Below are 20126 nucleotides of genomic sequence, written 5' to 3'. Positions count from 1 at the left end.
CGTTCCCAGCGGGTCCACTAGTGGCCTGCCATACGCGCAGGTCACACGCACCCGCCACGAGCCCCAGGGACCGACCCAGCATGAGACCCCATCCGAGACGCCGACTGCTCGGCGCTGTCCTCGCCGGCGCACTCGGCGCACTCACCCTCAACGGCATCGCAACCCCCGCTCATGCCTCCACGACCGAAAGTGCTGCGGCCGACACCGCCCAGAAGACACTGCTGGACGAGGACAGCGCCTCGGCGAAGGCGCAGGCCACCGGTGCGGCGGTTGACGTGGATGCGGCGACCACGCCCACCGAGCAGGAAGTCGCCAATCCCGACGGCACGTTCACACTGACCCAGTCCGTCGCCCCGGTGCGCAAGTACGCGGGCGGCGCCTGGAAGAAGCTGGACGCCACGCTGGTGAAGCGCGGCGACGGCACGATCGGTCCGGCCCTGAGTACGAGCGGTCTGACGCTGTCCGGTGGCGGCGACGGGCCACTGGCCGCGATGAGGGACCTGGGACGATCGCTGTCCCTGGGCGTGCCCGATGCCCTCGGCTCCCTGCCGGCTCCGACGCTGGACGGGCCGACCGCTACGTATGCTGAGGTCCTTCCCTCGGTGGACCTCAAAATCACCGCTGACGCACAGGGCGGCTTCTCCGAAGTCCTCGTGGTCAAGACCGCTCAGGCAGCCGCCAACCCGGCGCTGGCAACCATAGCTTTCCCCGCCGCGGCCAAACACGTGTCCCTGGCCACCGACACCGCCGGGAACTTCACCGCCAAGGACCCGGTCGGCCGGACCATCTTCGCCGCCCCGGCTCCCCTCATGTGGGACTCCGCCACTTCGGCCACGACATCGGCCAGCCGCTCCGCATCTGTCACGGCGGGCTCGGACATGGACGGCAGCTCCACGGGCTCTTCGGAGACAGAGCCGGGCGCCGGAGCGCACGTGGCCCCCGTCGCGGCCTCCTATGGCGACAACGCCATCCAACTCACCCCGGATACAGACCTGCTGACCGGGTCCTCCACCGTCTTCCCCCTCTACATCGACCCCTCCTATACGGCAGCCGGCGGCAAGCTGACCGGCTGGACTTGGGTCAGCTCCTCCACGCCCAACACCAGCAACTGGGGAACCACCGACGCCGCCGGACTGCACGTCGGCTACCAGGGCTGGGAGACCCCCTACCACAAGTCGCGCACCTACGCGCGGCTGTCCGTGGACAGCCGCCTGTACGGCGCGACCGTGTTGTCCTCGACCTTCTACGCCACCGAGACCTACGCCCCCTCGTGCACAGCCACCCCCGTTGCGGTGTATCAGACCGGATCCATCAGCTCCGCCACCACCTGGAACAACCAGCCCAGTTGGTCCAGCACTGCCCTCGACTCGCACAACGCGGCCTACGGCTACTCCTCGACCTGCCCGGCGAAGTCCATCGGCTGGGACGTGAAGTCCGCGATGCAGGGCGTGGCCACCGCCGGGAGCGCCAGCACCATCACCCTGGGCATACGGGCCGGGGAAGATAACGAGGACGACAGGAGAGGGTGGAAGAAATTCGACCACGCGACCATGTCGATGAGCACCACGTATGACCACAAGCCCAAGACGCCCTCCCCGCTGACCACTTCGCCTGCCACCACCTGCACCAGCTCCGTCAAGACCATCGGAAACGGCGATGTCGCCCTCTACGCCAAGGTCGCCGACGCGGACGGCGGCACCCTGAAAACCACCCTGAACATCACCAAGACCTCCGGTGGCACCCAGATCGCCAAACCGGTCGTTACCGCCGCCTCGGGCACCAACGCCGTCTACGTACTGAAGAAATCCGTCCTGCAAGCCGCCGCCGGCAGCTCCGTAATGGGGGTCTCCTGGAACGCTGTCGCCTCCGACGGCACGTACTCCTCAGCCACGTCAGCCACCTGCAAATTCAACTTCGACGCCTCCAAACCAGGCGCCCCACAGATCACCGACAGCGCCTCCTACGACTGCGGCGCCTCCGACAGCACGGCCACATACCAAGTCGGCGTCCCCGCCGCGTTCACCCTGGCACCCAACGACGCGGGCACGGCACCGGCCAGCTATCTCTACCAACTCAACGGCGCCACCCCGACAGCGACCAGCGAGACCAGCATCAGCGTGAAACCCACCCGGGGCACGAACGTCCTGTCCGTCACCGCCGTCTCAACCGGCGGCAACATCGGCGACACCGCCGACTGTGTCATCAACGCCAGCCCGGCAACGACCGCCACGGACGGGGATCTGACCGGCGACGGGCTGCCGGACCTGACAGGGGTCGGCGCACAAGCGAACCTGCCCCACGGCCTGTGGCTCGCCCACGGCGCCGACACCGGTTCCGGCCAGCTCAATGCATCCGCCAGCAATCTCGGCGCGCAGGGAACCGGAGCGAACAGCACCGGCAGCCCCGACGACTGGACCGGCACCCAGGCCATCACCGGGCACTTCAGCACCAGCGCAGGCTTCAACGACATCCTGGACTACGACCCCACCACCAAACGCGGCAGCATCCTCTACGGCAGCGGCGACGGCTCACCCCTGCACCCATTCAGCGGCGACCAAACCAACATCAATACCACCGCGTTCACCGATGAGGGTGGTCACGCAGCCACCTCCATCGCCAACGGCGGCGGCCTGTACAGCCTCCTCAACGGCGAACCAGTCGACGGCTACCCGGGCCTGCTCATGATCAACAACGGGCAGCTGCTCGTCGAAGCCAGCGGTACCACCCCGGGAGCCTTCGGCAGCGTCGACTACTCCATCCCACTCTCGACCACCAACCCCACCGGATCCGGGGACTGGAGTGACTGGAGCATCACCAGCAGTCTCGTAGACGGCCAGCCCGCCCTCTTCGCCCGTTCCAACACCGCCGGCCAGCTCTACTACTACTCGCCCACCGACCTGCAGAACCTCGTCACAGACAAGGCTGTCACCCCGGTCCAGGCCGCGAGCAGCGGCTACACCAGCAGCGCGGTGCCGCTGATCCAGGCCGCCGACATGAACGCCGACGGCACCCCGGACCTGTGGACCACCACCAACAGCGGTGTCACCACCGCGATGCTATTCGACGGCACTTCACTGGCGGGACAGCCCGCACAGGCGCTGGTCACCGACTCCCACACCTGGCCGCTTGCCGACAACACCGACGGCACCGCAACCACTGCCGCCGACACCACCGGCACCACCGCTTTGCCCCTGACCGGGGCCGGAGCGGGCGCGACGTGGGACAGCGACGACGACCTGTACTCACCGAGTCTGACCCTGGACGGCACCAGCACCGGCTCGATGAACGGCAGTGCGCCGCTGTCGGTGTCCTCGGCCTTCACCGTGGCCGCCTGGGCCAAGCCCGCCATGCTCGGCGGCGTCATAGCCTCCCAGGACGGCTCCACCAACGCCGGATTCCTGCTGTACCCGCAGAGCAACGGGCAGTGGTCGTTCTGCCTGGCCACTTCCGACTCCACCCGGGACTACGACTGCATCACCGGCGGCACCGCCGTCGTCGGCCAGTGGGCACACGTGAGCGCCACCTACGATCCGGCCTCCAAGGCCATGACCCTGTATCTGGATGACCGCGCGATCGCCCGCGGCAGCCACACCGCCGTCAGCTCCAGCCTGTTCAAGGGCAAGTTCACCCTCGGCAATGACCTCGCCAACGGTGCCCACACCAACTTCTTCAAGGGCACGCTGTCCAACGTTCAGGCCTGGAACGGCACCGCCCTGACCACCACCCAGATCGCGGTGATGGCCAACGTGGGCCAGGCGAAGAGCCCCTACACCTACACCGATCTGACCGACTTCACCAGCGACGGCAACCCCGACATAGTCGCCGAGGACAGCACCGGCGAGCTGTGGCTCTACCCGGGCAACGGCAACGGCGGCTGGGCCACCGGCCCGCTGCACATCGGAAGTGGCTTCACCGGCTATACCTTCGCGGGCGTCGCCGACTTCAACAAGGACGGCTACGCCGATGTCATCGCCATGGACCCCAGCGGCGGACTCTGGCTCTACCCCGGCAGCGCCGTACATGACCTGAGCCGGCCCCGGATCAAGTTCACCAGCGGATGGAGCGGATACGCCTTCGCCGGAGTAGCCGACTTCAACAAGGACGGCAAGCCCGATCTCATAGCCCGCCACCCGGACGGCACTCTCAAGCTCTTCCCCGGCACCGGTTCGGGGGCCGGTATCGGCGCCGCAGTCCAACTCGGCACCGGCTTCGGCGCCTACACCTTCGCCGGAGTAGCCGACTTCGACAAGGACGGCAACCTCGATGTCATCGCCCGCGACAGCGCAGGTCTGCTGTGGAACTACCCGGGTAACGGCAGCAACGACGTAAGTGGCGGCCCGCAGGTCGGCAGCGGCTGGAACGGCTACACCTTCGCCGGGGTCGCCGACTTCAACACCGACGGCTACGTCGACATCATCGTCCGCGATGACGCCACCGGAGCACTCTGGTTCTACCCGCGCTCCAGCACCGGGTGGGCCACCCGCGTCCAGCTCGGCAACGGCTGGTAACACCCGAACCGGCAACACCTTCTTTCCTGGGGGATCCGCAGCCGCTGCGGATCCCCCAGCGGCGTTCCCTCAAGGACTCGTCACCCTGGCCTTTGCCCCCGGAAGGACGAGATCTGGCTCGCCCCCAAGCTCGGGGCCGAGCCAGCCCCCTCAGGGGACAAGCCATGCCGCATGGGGCAGGTCAGGTGGGAGTTCTGGCATCCATCACGCGACGCCCAGCGCGACCCGAGTCGTGAGTGTTGAGTCTGGCTATAACGAGAAAGCGCGGCCAGGTCAATGCATGAGCGGTCGATCTGACCAGGTGACCGCTCACGGCCTCCTGGAGGCGACCCCCTCGTCGACGATCCGCAGCGGCAGGATCAGTGACGTGCGGGAGTATCGGGACCGACCCCCAGATCAACCGGCACGAGCCGGGAGCGGCCCTTTACACGGGCCACGGGGAGAACCTGCGCCACCATGAGCTGGCCGCCGCCGTGCAGCACGTCTTCGAGGACGTGCTGACGTACCTGCTCGCGGAGCTGCACCAACGGACCGGAATGAGGAGGGTCGCCCTGGGCGGCGGATGCTTCATGAACTCCGTGTTCAACGGGAAGGTCCTCTCCTCGACACCGTTCGACGAGGTCTTCGTCTCGAGCTGCCCGGACGACAGCGGCACATCGATCGGCGCCGCCCTCTACACCCACTGCGTCCTGCTCGGAGAAGAACGCGGCCCGACCATGGCACACAACTACCTGGGCTCGTCCTTCGATCAGGCGTCGATCGACGAGGCGCTCTCCCGGTGCGGGCTCGCAGCGCTCTCGGTGGAGGACCCGGCCGGCTTCGCCGCGCGGGCCTTAGCCGACGGCAAGCTCGTCGGTTGGTTTCAGGGCGCCATGGAGTTCGGCCAGCGCGCACTGGGCAACCGCTCGATCCTCGCCGACCCCCGCAGCCCTGAGATGCGCGACCGCGTGAATGAGGCGGTCAAATTCCGCGAACTATGGCGCCCCTTCGCCCCCTCTGTCCTTGCGGAGGACTTCGCCGTCTACTTCGGACCAGAGCCCGCCGTTCCCTTCATGGAATGCACCCTGCCCGTGCGGGCGGAGGCCCGCGCCCTGATCCCGGCTGCCGTCCACGTCGACGGCACCGCCCGTCCCCAGACCGTGACTGCGGATACCAACCCGCTCTTCCACCGCCTGATCACCAAATTCCGCAACCTCACCGGCGTCGGCGCGCTCCTCAACACCTCCTTCAACCTCGCCGATGAACCGATCGTGTGCACCCCGAACGACGCGATCCGCACCTTCTACTCCTCCGGGCTCGACCTCCTCGTCATCGGAAACCGGGTGCTCGCCAAATGACCGCCGTCCTGGATGAGAGGGAACTGTCCGCCTGCCTCCGCGCGTACGCTCTCCGCCCCCTGGGTACCGTGCGCGCCTTGCCGGGCGGACACGTCGGGACCTCCGCCATGGTGGCCACCGGCCAAGGCCTCGTGGTTGTCAAGCGCCACAGCGCACGCTTCGGCCTCGACCGCATCCAACTGGCCGCCGAGGCACACCGCCACGCGGCGCTGGCCGGTCTGGCACCCCAGCCCTTGACCACAGCGAGCGGGCAACTGACCGCCTTTGTCGACGGCACCTCGTACCTGCTCACGGAGTACATCGAGGCAGCAGAGCCACCCACGCGGAACGACCTGGCCCAGACTTTGGCTGCCCTACACGCCCACTTCGAGTGCCTCCAACCGGCCAGTCGCTGCCCCGACTTCGTGCAGCTCCCCAACCCGCCGACCGCCGGCCTCGAGCGCGTCCTCAAGCACACCACCGCCCCGGCTGTCCGCGAGGCCGTCGTATGGCGCTGGGACATCCTCACGAAGCACGGACTCGCCCCTCGCGTCACCTCCGCCCTACGCCACCACTGGATTCACGGGGACGCCAGCCCCGACAACCTGCTCATGCTCCGTACGCCGGCCCGCCGCTCGTTCATCGACTTCGACCAGGTCTCCCGCTTCCCCCGCCCCTACGAGATCGTGCGCGCCTTCCTCGCCACAGTCGACACCCGGATCTCGCCACCAGAGCTCCGCTCCTCATTCCGCCACTACCTCGACGCCTACCAGGTAGTCCTGCCACTACACGCTGCGGATCGCGCCGTCATGATCGACCTCTACATCACGGTGCAGGCGGCCGAGACTCGTACCTTCACCACCCCTGAGGGTGAGGTTCGCAGGATGCGCGACTTCACTCACGCCCGCCGCCAACGACTGACCTGGCTCATCCGCAACCGGGACCTGTTGCACGACACGGCCGAGGAGGTAACCGCATGACACCGGCGCACTCACTCGCTCTCCACGGCGGGCCCGCCGTGCGCACCCGTCCCTTCTCACCCTGGCCTCAGTTCGGCCAGGAGGAACGCGACGCGCTCCTCGATGTCCTCGAAAGCCGCCGCTGGGGCGGCATCTACCCCGGCTCCCAAGGAGAACTCTTCGAATCCGCACTCGCCGACTACCTCTGCGCACCGCACGCTTTGGTCGTCTCCAGCGGCACCGCCGGCCTCATGATCGCTCTGCGCGCACTGGGAGTCGGCCCAGGCGATGAAATCGTCGTACCCGCAATGACCTATGTGGCCACGGCGACAGCTGTCTCCCTGATCGGCGGAGTCCCTGTCTTCGCCGACATCGACCCCAACACCCACACTCTGTCCGGCTCCGCGCTCGAAGCTGCTCTCAGCGAGAAGACCAAGGCGGTCATCTGCGTCCATCTCGGCGGTCACCCCGCCGACTTGGACAGTCTCCGCTCCGTCACAGCCCCCCGCGGCATTCCCCTGATCGAGGACTGCGCCCAGTCGCTCGGCGCGTCCTGGAAGGGCACCAGGACCGGCGCTCTCGGCGACATAGCCGTCTTCAGCTTCGCCGCCACCAAGAACATCACCGCAGGTGAAGGCGGCGCCGTCGTCACCCACGACCCCGACCTGGCCACCCGCGTCGCCGCTCTCCGCGACCACGGCCGGCCGCCCAACTCCCCGAACGGCCACCACGAGCTCGGCTGGAACCTACGCCTCAGCGAATTCCAGTCCGCGCTTCTCCGTATCCAACTGGAACGCCTCAATCGGCAATTGGCAGCGAAAGAGAGGGGCGCGTCCTTCCTCGCCTCTTCGCTGTCCGACATCCCGGGCCTGCGACTCGTTCCGCCTCCAGCCGCAAGCGACCCACGCGTCACCGCCCACGCGCGTTTCTCCTTCGCGTTCACCCTGGAGACCACGACCATTGGCGACTGCGTCGATGCGATCCCCGTCGGCCTTGTCCGCCGCGCACTGCACGCCGAAGGAATCCCCGTCTCGATGCGTCCCCTCACCGCCTGCCCCGACGAACCGCTCTACGCCGACCCCAACCGCCGCGACCACGCCCCCTCCCGTACCTCCTCCGCCGCCCAGGCTCGCACGGCCTGTTCCACGCTGATCCTGCTCGGCCAACCAGCCGGATCCGGCATGCTCCTAGACGCTCCGGCCGAACTCCTCGACGTCGTACGCGCCCTGGAAAAGATCCACTACAACCGCCTCCGCCTACAGCCACTCGCACCCCCACTCACACGCACACGCTGACAAAGGACGTCCCCATGCCCCGAGCCCCGTTTCAAATCCTCGTCCTCCCCTTCCGCCACGCCGACGACCAGTTTGAGTTCGCCGTCCTCCGCCGCGAGGACATGAACATCTGGCAGGCAGTCGCCGGTGGCGGCGAGAACGATGAGACCCCAGCACAGGCCGCCCTGCGCGAAGCTGCCGAAGAACTCGGCCTCGCCAGGCCGACCCCGCTGTATCCACTGCAGACGACCGCGAGCGTCCCGGCGCGATTTTTTGCCGACCGTGTCCACTGGCCCACCGGCACCTACGTCGTCCCGGAGTACGCCTTCGCCACCGACCTCACCGGCATCGAAATCACCCTCTCTCAGGAGCACACCGCCCTGGAATGGCGGGACTACAAGGCCGCACACGACGCACTCCGCTTTGACAGCAACCGCACCGCACTCGATGAACTGCACGAACGCCTCCTAGCCTCAGACCTCCCCCGCCCGGTCGCATAGCCCGATGGCCGATTCCCCCTCAACAATTCCGTCAGCCCGTCGCACCGCGATACTCGGCCAGGGCTACGTCGGCCTCCCGCTGGCCGTCCAGGCCGTGCGCGCCGGCCACCACGTCATCGGCTTCGACCCTGACGCACAGCGCGTCAAGCGCCTGCGCGCCGCGGAATCACCGACCCCCGATGTCCCGGACGACCAACTCGCCTCCGCCCTGACGTCCGGCGCCTACACCCCAACCACACGCCCAGACGCCCTGGCCGGCTGCGGCATCGCCGTCATCGCGGTACCGACTCCGTTACGCGGCGGCGCACCAGACGTCTCCGCGATCCGGTGCGCCGCCCGCACCCTCGCCCCGCATCTCCGCCCCGGGGCTCTCGTTGTACTGGAATCCACCACCTACCCCGGCACCACCGAGGAGGTGACACGGCCGGCGCGAACCAGCGCGATGGCACACGCCCGGAACTCTGGAGGATAGGGACGAGGCATGACTGCCAACCTTCTGTGAAGGGCGTTCAGTTAGCCACCAGAACTGGAACCTCAAGGGTGGGGCAGGTCAACTTGTCACCCAACCTTGCAGCGGACCCGTTCGTGAAATCCGGCGGTAGAGAGGGTTGACGGCGCAAGGAGCCCACCGTAGGCCGGTGGTAGGAGCCCAACTGCCAGACTGGGGAGTGAAAATGACTTCCCGACGCCTTTGTTCGTCCGCGCAGGCCGCCGGAGGAGGCGGACCGGTTTGATGATGTGTTCGCCACCCTGGCCCAGCGGCGGGGCTTTCGCGAGTGCCTCGCCAGGTCGCTGAGCCCTTGAGCTTCTGGTCAACCAACCCACAACATGATCGATTCCAACAGCCTGTAAAGCAAGCCAGGTTGTACCACCTCGGCGGGCAGCACAGCAAAGCTTTGTGGTCAGCACCGCGGCCGTCCAGTGACCGTCCGGCCACTACGCGCCGTGGGCATCATGGATTGGAGGAATGGCGAGCTCGAGTGGTCTTGCTTGGGTGCTCGCCATGCATGGGTTGCGACAGCCCAGGGCTCGACGGCGCATTTCACCTCGCGGTATTTACGTTCAGATCGCATTCCCCAGGCAGCCAACAGGGTGCAGGAGCAGGCAAGTTGCTGCGACAGGCCGCACCTCCTAGCCTGTCATGCACACGAATTCGGGGGTAGCGATGACAGTCGACGACTTGGACGATCCGCTCAGCGTCAGCGTGCTCGTCCTGGGACCGTCCGGGGCCGGGAAGACGGTGTACCTGGCCAGCATGTTCAAGCACCTGGCCACTCAGGAGCCGGAACTCGGGGTCCTCCTGACCACGAGCTTTCCCGTCAGGAAAGAGTTGAGCGCCCTCTACGCGAAAGTGGCCCGCCCGGGGCCGACATGGCCGTCCTCGACGAACACGGCCGAGGCCAGGGAGTTCATCTTCGACTGCAAGACGCGCCACAACGGCACGAACCATCCCGTCCTGCGCATTCGCTACCTGGACTACGCCGGGGAGCTCCTCACGGACTCGGGGCGGGATGCGCTCGACACCCAGGCCGAGGCGGATCTGCAGGAGCGCATCGAGCAGGCTGACACAGTCCTTTGCCTGCTCGACGGAAACAAACTCCACAAACTCTGCCTCGGCGAGACAGAGGGGATCGAATACTTCAATCAGCATATGGACCCGGTCTTCGGTGTTCTCCAGGAGGTGGAGAAGCCGATCCATTTTGTGATCACCAAATGGGACCTTCTGTACCGCCTGAAGGACTCCGAAGCTGCCAGTCTCGAGCACGCGCGCGACGTACTTCTGGACATCAGGGCCTTCCGGAACCTCGTCGAGAACGCGGTCATGCCACATCAGAACGCACTGCCGGCGATCCGGCTGATTCCCGTAAGTTCGGTCGGGCTGGACTATGTGGAACCGCAGCTCGACGACAGCATGGTCAAACTTCCCGGCCGCATACCGACTCCGCTCCACGTGGAACAACCGCTTCTCGCCATCCTGCCGGATCTCTTCGCCTCGTTCATCGACTCCCTAGACGAGGAGACGCGTCGCCGACTGATCAGGGATGCGTCCAGAGTCGAACGACTCACTCCAACTGAGCGCATGAACTACCTCGTGGGAGTTTTCGGAGACAAGTTCAGCAAGCTGATCTCAGGCACCGTCGGGTCACTCACCGGCAAGCGCTACGAGAAGGTGATCGACGTAACGACCCAATCCGTGACAGCCGCACTGCGCGAGCGCGCGGAGGAGAAGCTCGCCCGCCGGGAAGCAGCGCTACTACAGGTGGGGGCACTCACCGAGGAAGCTGCGGTGGCGCGGAGAATCGCGCTCCACCAGATGCGTTCCTCCTTGCGCAGATTCGAACAGGTCATGCCTGCGTCGATACTCCGCAGCGAGCAGCTGTGAGCCCGGGGTGGCCGTTCCTCGTCGCACGAGGTCGGAGAGTCGGACAACGCACCATCCTTGCCCCTGAGTTCCTGGTGGAGAAAGAACTTCACGGGCTGCTCCGGCACGCCGTCACGTCGGGTGGCAGCACGCCGGGACAGGTCTTGGTCACCGAACTGCGGGATGGCCGGGTAGGGGTGCTTACGGTCAGCTACTGCACCACCCATATTCGCACGGATGAGGTGCACACCGCCCCGGAGGCTATGACGCGGGACCTTCTGCTCGACGACGCCGGTCGCCCCATCAACTTCACCTACGGGTTGGTCCAGCGCACACCCGCACCGTCTGGGTACGTACCGGACCCAGACGCAATGGAACTGGCCCGTGAGGCGGCGCTGAGCGCCTATCGGGGCTTCGCCCTGGACCTGGAAGACCAGCGGGAACCACAACTGTCGGAACCTGTAGCGGGCACTGCGGCCGATCCCGCGGGCCCGGGTGACGAATCCGGGGAAGGGAATCCAGCACCACCCCACGGCTGGCTCTCCTCCATGGTGAACGGCTTGCGGAACGCCTTCCGCGTCTGACGCCCCAGCCGATGCACAACCATGCACAATCAGGTCGGCCAAGCCGCTGTTCATCATGGGTTGGACACTCGCGATCTTCGAGTCCTTCCGGAGCACGTACACAGCCCGGCCGAGGGACTGGGACTCCAGCCACTTGACCGATCCGACGAAGTGCACCTTGCCCGCTACTGACCGCATCCACAGTCACCACGGCCCCAGGCCCGGGACTCCACAACTCTCAGCACATTTCAGAGTCCGGGTCAGGTCAAGGCGACCGGCAGTACGTCGGGTGACAGCGAGCGACTCTGTCGGGGATCTTCGAATGGCGGGTCACTTTCCTTGTCGCCACCGCAGTGGGCGAGGGAAGTCGTGGGATTCGAGGTACTGCTGGAGCGCTGTCGGTCGGCGAGGCCGGTAGATGGTGTCCCGGGGGTCTTGCCCGGTGAGACGTTCGATGTTTACGGCGATGGCGGTCATGGCGTGCTGGACGTGGGTCTTGGACAGCCCGTGGTAGCGACAGCGGCGCGCCCGGTGGCCGAGGGCCAGCTCGGCGATGGTGCCTTCGGCGCCGGAGCAAGGCGCGTCGAGCTTGCGTCAGGCGGGATCTTGTTGATCCGCACGGTTACGTGCCTGGAGTTCGTGCAGGTGTTGAGGGAGAAAGTAGACCGACCGGGCTGCCCGCCCGCGGGTGCACGACGAGCAAGCCGGGCAGGGATCACCCTGGCGCGGACAGAAATGGGCGGCGATGTACGGGGCCATTGCGGGGGCCTGGCCCCCGCCGGTGGTCGTCTCGTCGCGAGGGCAGGTGACCTGCCGGTTGGTGCAGTCGATGATGAAGTCATCGCGGGCGAAGCCGGTCTGTTCCTTGTGCTGCCACTGCCCGCTGGCCTTGACCGGTCCGACGAGGGTGATCCCGTACTCGCGCTCGGCCTGGTTGAGCAGGGCCACTGAGACGTAGCCGCCGTACAACAGGTGCTCGGTGGGCAGCAGGTGCCGCCTGGCGAGGCGGGCGTGGATGCCGGGGATGGCAGCGGTATCCCGGGTGGGAACGGTGGTGGCCACATCCGTGATGACGTTCGGGCCGTCGACGTCGCACGTTTCAGTGACATGCAGCAGAGAGCCGCTCCAGCGGGTGTTCCCTCGTATCGCGAAGCGGGTGTCGAGGTCGTCGGGCGAGCGGATCTGTAAGGAGCCGGGCGGGAAGCCGTCCTTGTCGGTGCGCGGCCGCAGCCGCCCACGAACATCCGCGACGAACTACTGCACCAAGATCTGCCGCAGCCCCTAAAGTGCGGGCACCGCGGCCCGGTCGGGCGCGTGGGCGGCGACCGCGGTGAGCAGAGCATGCGCGTCGCCGCCGGCATGGGTGAGCCGGGAGACCGGGTGGCGGGGCTGGGAGCACAGAAGCACCGGACGTCCGTAACGTTCGGCCCATTCGGCAGTGACCAACGGCTCGAGCAACTTCGGTGTGGCCAAATCGAGTTCCTCCAACACGGCCCGAACCGCTTCCAGCACCAGCTCCAGGCGCGTCAGCTCCCGGGCAGCGGCCAGGACATGGTGGAGTCGGTGCGCTGTCGTCCCCGCTGCTTGACCAGCCCGGCCGCCGTCAGACGTGCCAGAGCAAGGCCGAGTAGTTGGTCGGCACGGTCGTCCTGAGCCAGGCGGTCGCGGAGATCGCCCGGCACACTGTGGTGGAAGTCCGGATCGTCCAGCTCCAGAGCCAAGGCGTACTTGAAATCCAGGCGGCACCGCACCGCCTCACTGATCTGACGGTCGGACAGATTAATCAGGAACTACAGCACACAGACCGTGGCCAACTGTGCGGGCGAGAGTCCTGGCCGTCCGTCACGGGGATAGCAGGCCGCGAAGTCCTCATCGCGCCGCAGGCCATCAAGCCGATCGCGCACCCACATCGCTGTCGTGCCCTGCGGGTTACTCGCCCGCGCCACACGGACGGTCATCGACGGAATCTGCGCTCCAGAACAGGGACGTACGAACATCGAGCACCTCGACAGGAACAGCGACGAACACAACACTCCGAGCGTGCCCGGTGATCACTCAGCCGTCCGGCACGCGCTCGGCGAAGGCATCCGTTCACGCATCGGGCGGCCCACGAAGGCGAAACTTAACGCACACACGACACTCAATGCGTTGACAACGTCAACACCACTGCGTCATGCTTGCCTGTAGGTGAAGATGTACGCTCCTGCGGAGATGTACCCACCTTCCACGTGAGCGGCGAAACAGGGGAGGGCCAGTGAGCCTGGAGACGGTCGACGGACGGTTCCGGATCACCGGGATCGTAGGGCGCGGGAACATGGGCGAGGTACACCGCGCCGAGGACCTCCAGGCCGCCCCGGACTCCCCACGCCGCGAAGTCGCGATCAAGACCGTGTTGCGTGGCCGGACCGGCGTCGCGGTCGACGCCTCGGGACCTGGCAAGGAGGTGGACCGCTTCCGCCGCGAGGTGCGGATCATGCGCATGCTCTCCCAGGGACATCCGAACCTCACCCTGTTGATCGACGGCGGTGTGGACACGACGCCGGGCGGGATCGGCCTGCCATACCTGGCCATGGAACTACTGGACGGCCATCCGCTGGCGGACCTCATCGACGAAGAGCCCCAGCTCCCGGTTTCCTGGGTCGCCGCGATCGGAGCGCAGATCGCCGCCGGTCTCGCCGCCGCACACACCGCCGGAGTCGTCCACCGCGACCTCAAGCCGGCCAACGTCATGCTCACCAACAACGGCACCCTCAAGGTCCTCGACTTCGGTATGGGATCGATCGTCGACGACCCCGACCAGACGCGACTGACCAGCACGGGCGTCAGCGTCGGCACTGCCCGCTATATGGCACCCGAACAGTTCCGTGCCGAGCGGGTCTCCGCCTCAGCGGACCTCTATGCACTCGGCTGCATCCTGTACGAGCTGCTGATCGGACGGCCGCCGTTCTCTGCCAAGACACCCTTCGAGCTTTCTGAGCAGCACCTGCGCGAGCGGCCACCGCAGCTGACGTTGGTCCGCCCGGACCTGCCCGCCAAGCTGGTCCGGTTGCTGGACCGCCTTCTGGAAAAGGACGCCGAGCTCCGCCCCGAGAACGCCGCCATGGTTCGTGAAGCGCTGGTGCCTCTCGCGCTAGCACCGGATGATACGGCCGCCCTGCTCGCCCCGCACTGGCAGGTCATGGACCCGGTGGCACGGCTTCGCACCCTGCTCCCCGAGCCTGTTCCCGCCGCGCCGACGCCGGTGCCGCGCCGGCAGCCGCGCTTGCCGGAGGCGATGGATGTCTTCGGTATTCACGCCGGCCTGATCGATGAGTACAAGAGCTTCACCAAGAGCGCTACAGTGATCCGAGACGCCCGGATCGGCGGCTTTGTCGAGGACGACTTGGCTGCGAAATCGCAGTGGCCCGACCCGTGGCTCTCGCTGAATCCGTTCTTCGCCGACGGCGGACAGGTCACTGACTTGGCGCGTGACGGGGTCCTGCACCCCAAGTGCGCAGAGATCTTCCAAGCCGGCAAGAAGGAGACTTCCCCGCGTCCGGACGGCCGGCCGCTGACCTTCCACCTTCACCAGCGGCAGGCGATCGAGGCCGCGCAGGCGGGCGACTCCTACGTACTGACCACGGGCACCGGCTCCGGCAAGTCGCTGGCGTACATCGTCCCCATCGTGGACCGGGTACTGAAGGAGCGTCAGGCGGCAGGGCCTGACGCGGGGGGCCGGGTGCGCGCGATCGTCGTCTACCCGATGAACGCGCTGGCCAACTCTCAGTTGGGGGAACTGGAGAAGTACCTGAGCCATGGTTTCGGCACGGGTCGAGAGCCGGTTACCTTCGCCCGCTACACCGGCCAAGAGTCCGACGAGCGGCGCCGGGAGCTGCGTAAGAACCCTCCGGACATCCTGCTGACCAACTACGTGATGCTGGAGCTGATGCTGACCCGGCCGGACGACCGGTCCAGCCTGATCCGCATGGCCGAGGGGCTGCAGTTTCTCGTCTTCGACGAGCTGCATACCTACCGGGGGCGGCAGGGCGCGGACGTGGCGTTCCTGATCCGCCGGGTCCGCGAGGCATGCCGGGCGTCCGCGATGCTCCAGTGCATCGGCACCTCGGCGACCATGTCCACCGAGGGCTCCTGGGAGGACCAGCAGCGTGAGGTCGCCAAGGTTGCAGGAAGGCTGTTCGGTACGACGGTGCTACCGAAGCGCGTCATCGGCGAGACGCTCGTCCGGGCGACCCAGGAGGCCCCCGCGACCGTGCCCGCCGAGCGGTTGCGGGTGCCGGCGGCGCCCCGCTCGTACGAGGCGCTGACGAAGGACTCCCTGGCCTGCTGGGTGGAGTCCCGGTTCGGCCTGGAGCGCGAGGACGGTACGGGGCGGTTGGGCCGCTGTGCGCCGGGGACGGTAGAGGCGGCAGCGGCCGAGCTCGCCACACAGTCCGGGGTGGCCGAGGAGAGCGTGCGCGAGGCGATCCGGATGACCCTGGAGGCGGGTGCGCAGGCGAAACATCCGGTGACGGAGCGGCCACTGTTCGCGTTCCGGCTGCACCAGTTCCTCTCCAAGGGCGACACCGTCTTTACGACGCTTGACGATCCGCTCACCCGGCCGTTGACCCGCACCTATCAGCTGGAACAGCCGGACAGCAATGGCAAGCCGCTGTTCCCGCTGGCGTTCTGCCGCGAGTGCGGCCAGGAGTACCTGACCGTCTGGCGCACCGAGGAGAGCGGCGCGTTCCGCTACGAGCCGCGCCGGAACACCTCCGCCTCCGGGGGCCGCGACGGCGAGGGCTATCTGTACTTGGGCATGCCCGGCCAGGACTACGAGTGGCCGGCCGATCCGCAGAAGGCCGTGGACGACCGTCGACTCCCGGAGTCATGGCTGGAGTCCGACGCGCAGGGCATGACGGTCGTCAAGAAGTCCTACCGGCCCCGCCTGCCCAAGCGCGTTGTCGTGGACCCGTTCGGAAACGAGTCACCCGCGGGCGAAGGCACGGGAGTGGTCGCGGCGTTCGTCCCGGCACCGTTCCTGTTCTGCGTGCACTGCCAGGTCTCCTACGAGCAGACCCGCGGCCGGGACTTCGCCAAACTCGCCACACTCGACCAGGAGGGGCGCTCCTCGGCTACCTCCCTGATCTCCGCGTCGATCGTGAAGTCCCTGCGGGCGGTGCCCGAGGAGAGCCTCGACAAGGAGGCGCGCAAGCTCCTCACCTTCGTCGACAACCGGCAGGACGCCTCCCTCCAGGCCGGCCATTTCAACGACTTCGCTCAGGTGACGCAGTTGCGCGGTGCCCTGTACCAGGCGGCGCTCGCCGCTGGTGAGGAGGGGCTGCGCCACGACACCCTCGCCGAGGCCGTCACCGGAGTAATGGGCCTCGCTCCCCGCGAATTCGCGGCCGGCGCGAACTTGGCCCCGTCCATGGAACGCCGGGCCGTGAAGGCATTCCAGGACGTCGTCGGCTACCGCCTCTATCGCGACCTGGAACGCGGCTGGCGGATCACTATGCCGAACCTGGAGCAGGCGGGTCTACTGCGGATCGACTACGAGGACCTGGACTGGCTCGCGAGGCAGGCCGATCGCTGGCAGTCCACGCACGCCGTACTGCGCGACGCAGATCCGGCGCTGCGCGAGGAGATGGCCTGTACGCTGCTCGACTTCATGCGGCGTGCCCTTGCCATCGATGTGCAGTACTTCCGCGACGACTTCGACACCCTCCAGCGCGCGAGCGAGGAGCGCCTGACGGGCCCGTGGGTCCTGGGCGAGAGCGACCAGCCGACCATCGGCACCGCCTACCCGTACGGCTCGCGGCCGGGCATGGAACGCTCTGCACTGTTCCTGTCGGCCCGCGGAAAGTTCGGCAAGTACCTACGACGCAACATGCCCGACCTTCGTGCTCTTCCCCTGGATGACGTTCAGTTGGTCATCGAGGACCTGCTGAAGGTGCTGCGGGACGCAGACCTGGTACGCGAGGTGGAAGCAGCCCCCGAGAACTCCGGTCCGGCCTACCGCCGCCGCGCAGCGGACAAGCGCCTCGGTTACCGGGTCTCAGCCGCTGCCCTGATCTGGCGGGCCGGGAACGGCGAGCGGGGCGCGGTCGACCCCCTGGCCCGCACGTACAACAGCGGTGAGAGCCCGCGCGTCAACCCGTTCTTCCGCGACCTGTACCAGACCGCGGCGGCCGAGCTGGCCGGCATGTTCGCACGAGAGCACACCGCGCAGGTCACTCCCGAGGACCGCCTGGAGCGCGAGCGTCAGTTCCGTACAGCCGAACTGCCGCTGCTGTACTGCTCGCCGACGATGGAACTAGGCGTGGACATCTCTTCGCTCAACGCCGTACTGATGCGCAATGTGCCGCCGACACCGGCGAATTACGCGCAGCGCTCCGGCAGGGCGGGCCGCAGCGGTCAGCCGGCGCTGGTGACCACATACTGCGCGACGGGCAACAGCCACGACCAGTACTACTTCCGCCGCTCCCAGGACATGGTGTCCGGACAGGTCGCCCCGCCGCGCCTGGACCTCGCCAACGAGGACCTGGTCCGCTCCCACCTTCAGGGCATCTGGCTGGCGGAGACCGGCATGAAGCTCGGCGCCACGGTCCCGGACGTCGTGGACGTCGCGTACGACCCTGACGGCGGCGATCGCCCCGACCCCAAGATGCAGCTGCCGCTCCGCTCCCACATCCGTGACCTGTCCCTGGACGAGGACGCCCGCAGGCGCGCGGTCGCCGCCGCCCGCACCGTCCTCGCACCGCTGATCGCGGACTTCGAGGCCACCACCTGGTGGTACGACGAGTGGATCGAGGACCGGATCGAGCGGGCCCCGGAGACGTTCGACGCGTCCTTCGACCGGTGGCGCCAGCTGTTCCGGGCGGCCGTCATGGATCAGTACGAGCAGAACAAGCGCGTCGTCGACCACACCCTCACTTCGGGCGAGCAGATCCGGGCGCGCACCCGTCGCCGCGAGGCCGAGACACAGACAAACCTGCTCCTGAACCGCTCCACCGACAGCAAGTCGATGATGAGCGACTTCAATCCGTACCGCTATCTGGCCTCCGAGGGGTTCCTGCCGGGCTACAGCTTTCCGCGGCTTCCGCTGGCCGCGTACATCCCGCGCTCCGGTAACCGCCGCAACGCCGACGGAGACTATCTGCAGCGCCCCCGCTTCCTCGCGATCCGCGAGTTCGGCCCCGGCGCGCTTATCTACCACGAGGGAGCCCGCTACCAGGTCACCCGAGTCCAGCTGCCGCCGGACGCCTCGGGCGACTTGGCGACGGCGGAAGCCAGGCGGTGCGACAGCTGCGGGTACCACTCCGCCGTCAAGCCCGGCTCCGACAAGTGCACGATGTGCGGCGAGGACCTTAAGAGCAAGCGCACCGGCCTGCTCCACCTGCACACCGTCTACACCACGCCGCGCGAGCGGATCTCCTCGGATGAGGAGGAGCGCCGCCGGGCCGGCTTCCGCCTGGAGACGTCGTACGCGTTCCAGGACCACGGCACCCGCAAGGGACGCCTCACCTCGCATGTCACCGACGCCCACAGCGCGCCCGTCCTCGACCTGGATTACGGCGACTCGGCGACGGTCCGCATCACCAACCTCGGCCGCGTCCGCGACAAGCAGGACGAGCCGGACGGCTACTGGCTGGATCTGGGCGACGGCCGCTGGCTCAACGACCGGGCCGCTGCGGACGCCATCGAGGGCACCGGCATGCCGGTGGTTGATGACGACGGCAACGAGAAGCGCCGCAAGAAGCGGGTCCTGCCCTACGTGGAGGACCGCCGCAACATCCTCGTGGTCACCCTGGACGAGCCGCAACCGGAGCCTGTGGCCCTGTCGTTCCTGTACGCGCTGGAGCGGGGTATCGAGGCGGCGTTCGAGCTGGAGGACTCCGAGCTCACCGCGGAACTGCTGCCCCCGGACGACGGCCCGCACCGCCGCCTGCTGTTCACCGAGGCCGCCGAGGGCGGCGCCGGTGTGCTGCGTCGGATTCAGCACGACAAGGATGCCCTCTCCAAGGCCGCCCGCACCGCCCTGGAGATCTGCCACTTCGACCCGGAGACCGGCGAGGATCTGGGCGGGCCGACGGCCGAGGAGAAGTGCGCCCGCGGCTGCTACGCCTGCCTGCTGACGTACGCCAACCAGACGCACCACCGCCGTCTGAGCCGGCACACCGCCCGCCCGCTGCTGCTGCGGCTGGCCGGTGCCGGCACCGAGCGGGAGGACCGTGGCGAGTCCCGCAGCGAGCAGTTCCGCAGGCTGACCCCGGCGGTAAGCACCGCGCCCGAAGCCTCCCCGTCTCCGTCCCACAGCGCTTCGGCGTCGACGCCGACGTCGCTGGAGGCGGATCTGACAGCCCTCGTCGCGGCGGGCGATCTGCTCGGCTGGCTCAGGGCGAAGGGCTACCGCCTGCCGGACGAGGTCAACGCCTTCGTCGCAGGCGCGGGGGCATGCCCCGACCTCGCCTTCCACCTGGACGGCGCCCACCTCGCCGTGTTCGTCGACGTACCCGGCCACACGGCCGACTCCACGCGCGATATCGAGGCGGGTTATCGCCTGGAGGAAAACGGCTGGGATGTCCTGCGCTTCCCGACCGACGCGGACTGGGACACCATCGCCAACTACAACGCCGCCTACTTCCACACCCGTTGAGCACCACGC

At 67.5% G+C, this 20126-nt stretch carries 13 protein-coding genes; 9 read left to right on the top strand and 4 right to left on the bottom strand.

Annotated features, from left to right (window positions below; genetic code table 11):
* Positions 1 to 80 precede the first annotated feature (80 nt).
* The 8 genes from AB0H78_RS19515 (at position 81) to AB0H78_RS19480 (ending at position 11503) form a co-directional block, all read left to right on the top strand.
* Complete coding sequence (locus AB0H78_RS19515; protein WP_363235714.1) at positions 81 to 4508, top strand: FG-GAP-like repeat-containing protein; 4428 nt, start codon at positions 81 to 83, stop codon at positions 4506 to 4508.
* Positions 4509 to 4870: 362 nt separating this feature from the next.
* A complete protein-coding gene (locus AB0H78_RS19510) occupies positions 4871 to 5845 on the top strand; it encodes a carbamoyltransferase C-terminal domain-containing protein (RefSeq protein WP_363235713.1) in 975 nt (324 codons plus the stop codon).
* A gap of 77 nt (positions 5846 to 5922) precedes the next feature.
* On the top strand, positions 5923 to 6804 hold the full coding sequence (locus AB0H78_RS19505) for a phosphotransferase (RefSeq protein WP_363235712.1): 882 nt from the start codon (positions 5923 to 5925) through the stop codon (positions 6802 to 6804).
* Positions 6801 to 8078 (top strand): DegT/DnrJ/EryC1/StrS family aminotransferase, encoded by a 1278-nt coding sequence (locus tag AB0H78_RS19500; RefSeq protein ID WP_363235711.1) that lies wholly within the window; start codon positions 6801 to 6803, stop codon positions 8076 to 8078. The genes AB0H78_RS19505 and AB0H78_RS19500 overlap by 4 nt, the downstream gene beginning before the upstream one ends.
* A gap of 14 nt (positions 8079 to 8092) precedes the next feature.
* Positions 8093 to 8557, top strand: coding sequence for an NUDIX domain-containing protein (locus AB0H78_RS19495; protein WP_363235710.1), 465 nt, complete (start codon positions 8093 to 8095; stop codon positions 8555 to 8557).
* 4 nt (positions 8558 to 8561) lie between these two features.
* The gene (locus AB0H78_RS19490; protein ID WP_363235709.1) at positions 8562 to 9029 is read left to right on the top strand and encodes an NAD(P)-binding domain-containing protein; all 468 of its coding nucleotides are present in this window, start codon (positions 8562 to 8564) and stop codon (positions 9027 to 9029) included.
* Positions 9030 to 9737: 708 nt separating this feature from the next.
* Entirely contained in the window at positions 9738 to 10940 is a 1203-nt protein-coding gene (locus AB0H78_RS19485; protein ID WP_363235708.1) for a DNA/RNA helicase domain-containing protein, read from the top strand.
* A 74-nt stretch (positions 10941 to 11014) separates the two neighbouring features.
* Entirely contained in the window at positions 11015 to 11503 is a 489-nt protein-coding gene (locus tag AB0H78_RS19480) for a hypothetical protein (protein ID WP_363235707.1), read from the top strand.
* A gap of 309 nt (positions 11504 to 11812) precedes the next feature.
* Here AB0H78_RS19480 and AB0H78_RS19475 read toward each other — a convergent pair whose 3' ends face one another.
* From AB0H78_RS19475 to AB0H78_RS19460, 4 genes are all read right to left on the bottom strand, one after another.
* Positions 11813 to 12028, bottom strand: coding sequence for a transposase (locus AB0H78_RS19475; protein ID WP_363236054.1), 216 nt, complete (start codon positions 12026 to 12028; stop codon positions 11813 to 11815).
* A 48-nt stretch (positions 12029 to 12076) separates the two neighbouring features.
* A complete protein-coding gene (locus AB0H78_RS19470; protein ID WP_363235706.1) occupies positions 12077 to 12544 on the bottom strand; it encodes a hypothetical protein in 468 nt (155 codons plus the stop codon).
* Between the two features lie 219 nt (positions 12545 to 12763).
* On the bottom strand, positions 12764 to 12955 hold the full coding sequence (locus AB0H78_RS19465) for a hypothetical protein (protein ID WP_363235705.1): 192 nt from the start codon (positions 12953 to 12955) through the stop codon (positions 12764 to 12766).
* Positions 12956 to 13008: 53 nt separating this feature from the next.
* Entirely contained in the window at positions 13009 to 13203 is a 195-nt protein-coding gene (locus AB0H78_RS19460) for a hypothetical protein (protein WP_363235704.1), read from the bottom strand.
* Positions 13204 to 13736: 533 nt separating this feature from the next.
* On the opposite strand from AB0H78_RS19460, the gene AB0H78_RS19455 reads away from it, so the two are divergent.
* Entirely contained in the window at positions 13737 to 20117 is a 6381-nt protein-coding gene (locus AB0H78_RS19455; protein ID WP_363235703.1) for a protein kinase, read from the top strand.
* Positions 20118 to 20126: the final 9 nt, after the last annotated feature.

The sequence above is a fragment of the Streptomyces sp. NPDC050738 genome (assembly GCF_040654175.1).
GTDB lineage: Bacteria > Actinomycetota > Actinomycetes > Streptomycetales > Streptomycetaceae > Streptomyces.
The sequence above is the reverse complement of the archived record's forward strand: the minus strand, read 5'-3'. Positions and strand labels throughout refer to the sequence as shown.

Excerpts from the sequence above, each read along its gene's own strand:
- AB0H78_RS19490 (WP_363235709.1), top strand. The coding sequence starts at position 8,562 with ATGGCCGATTCCCCCTCAACAATTCCGTCAGCCCGTCGCACCGCGATA.
- AB0H78_RS19515 (WP_363235714.1), top strand. The coding sequence starts at position 81 with ATGAGACCCCATCCGAGACGCCGACTGCTCGGCGCTGTCCTCGCCGGC.
- AB0H78_RS19495 (WP_363235710.1), top strand. The coding sequence starts at position 8,093 with ATGCCCCGAGCCCCGTTTCAAATCCTCGTCCTCCCCTTCCGCCACGCC.
- AB0H78_RS19500 (WP_363235711.1), top strand. The coding sequence starts at position 6,801 with ATGACACCGGCGCACTCACTCGCTCTCCACGGCGGGCCCGCCGTGCGC.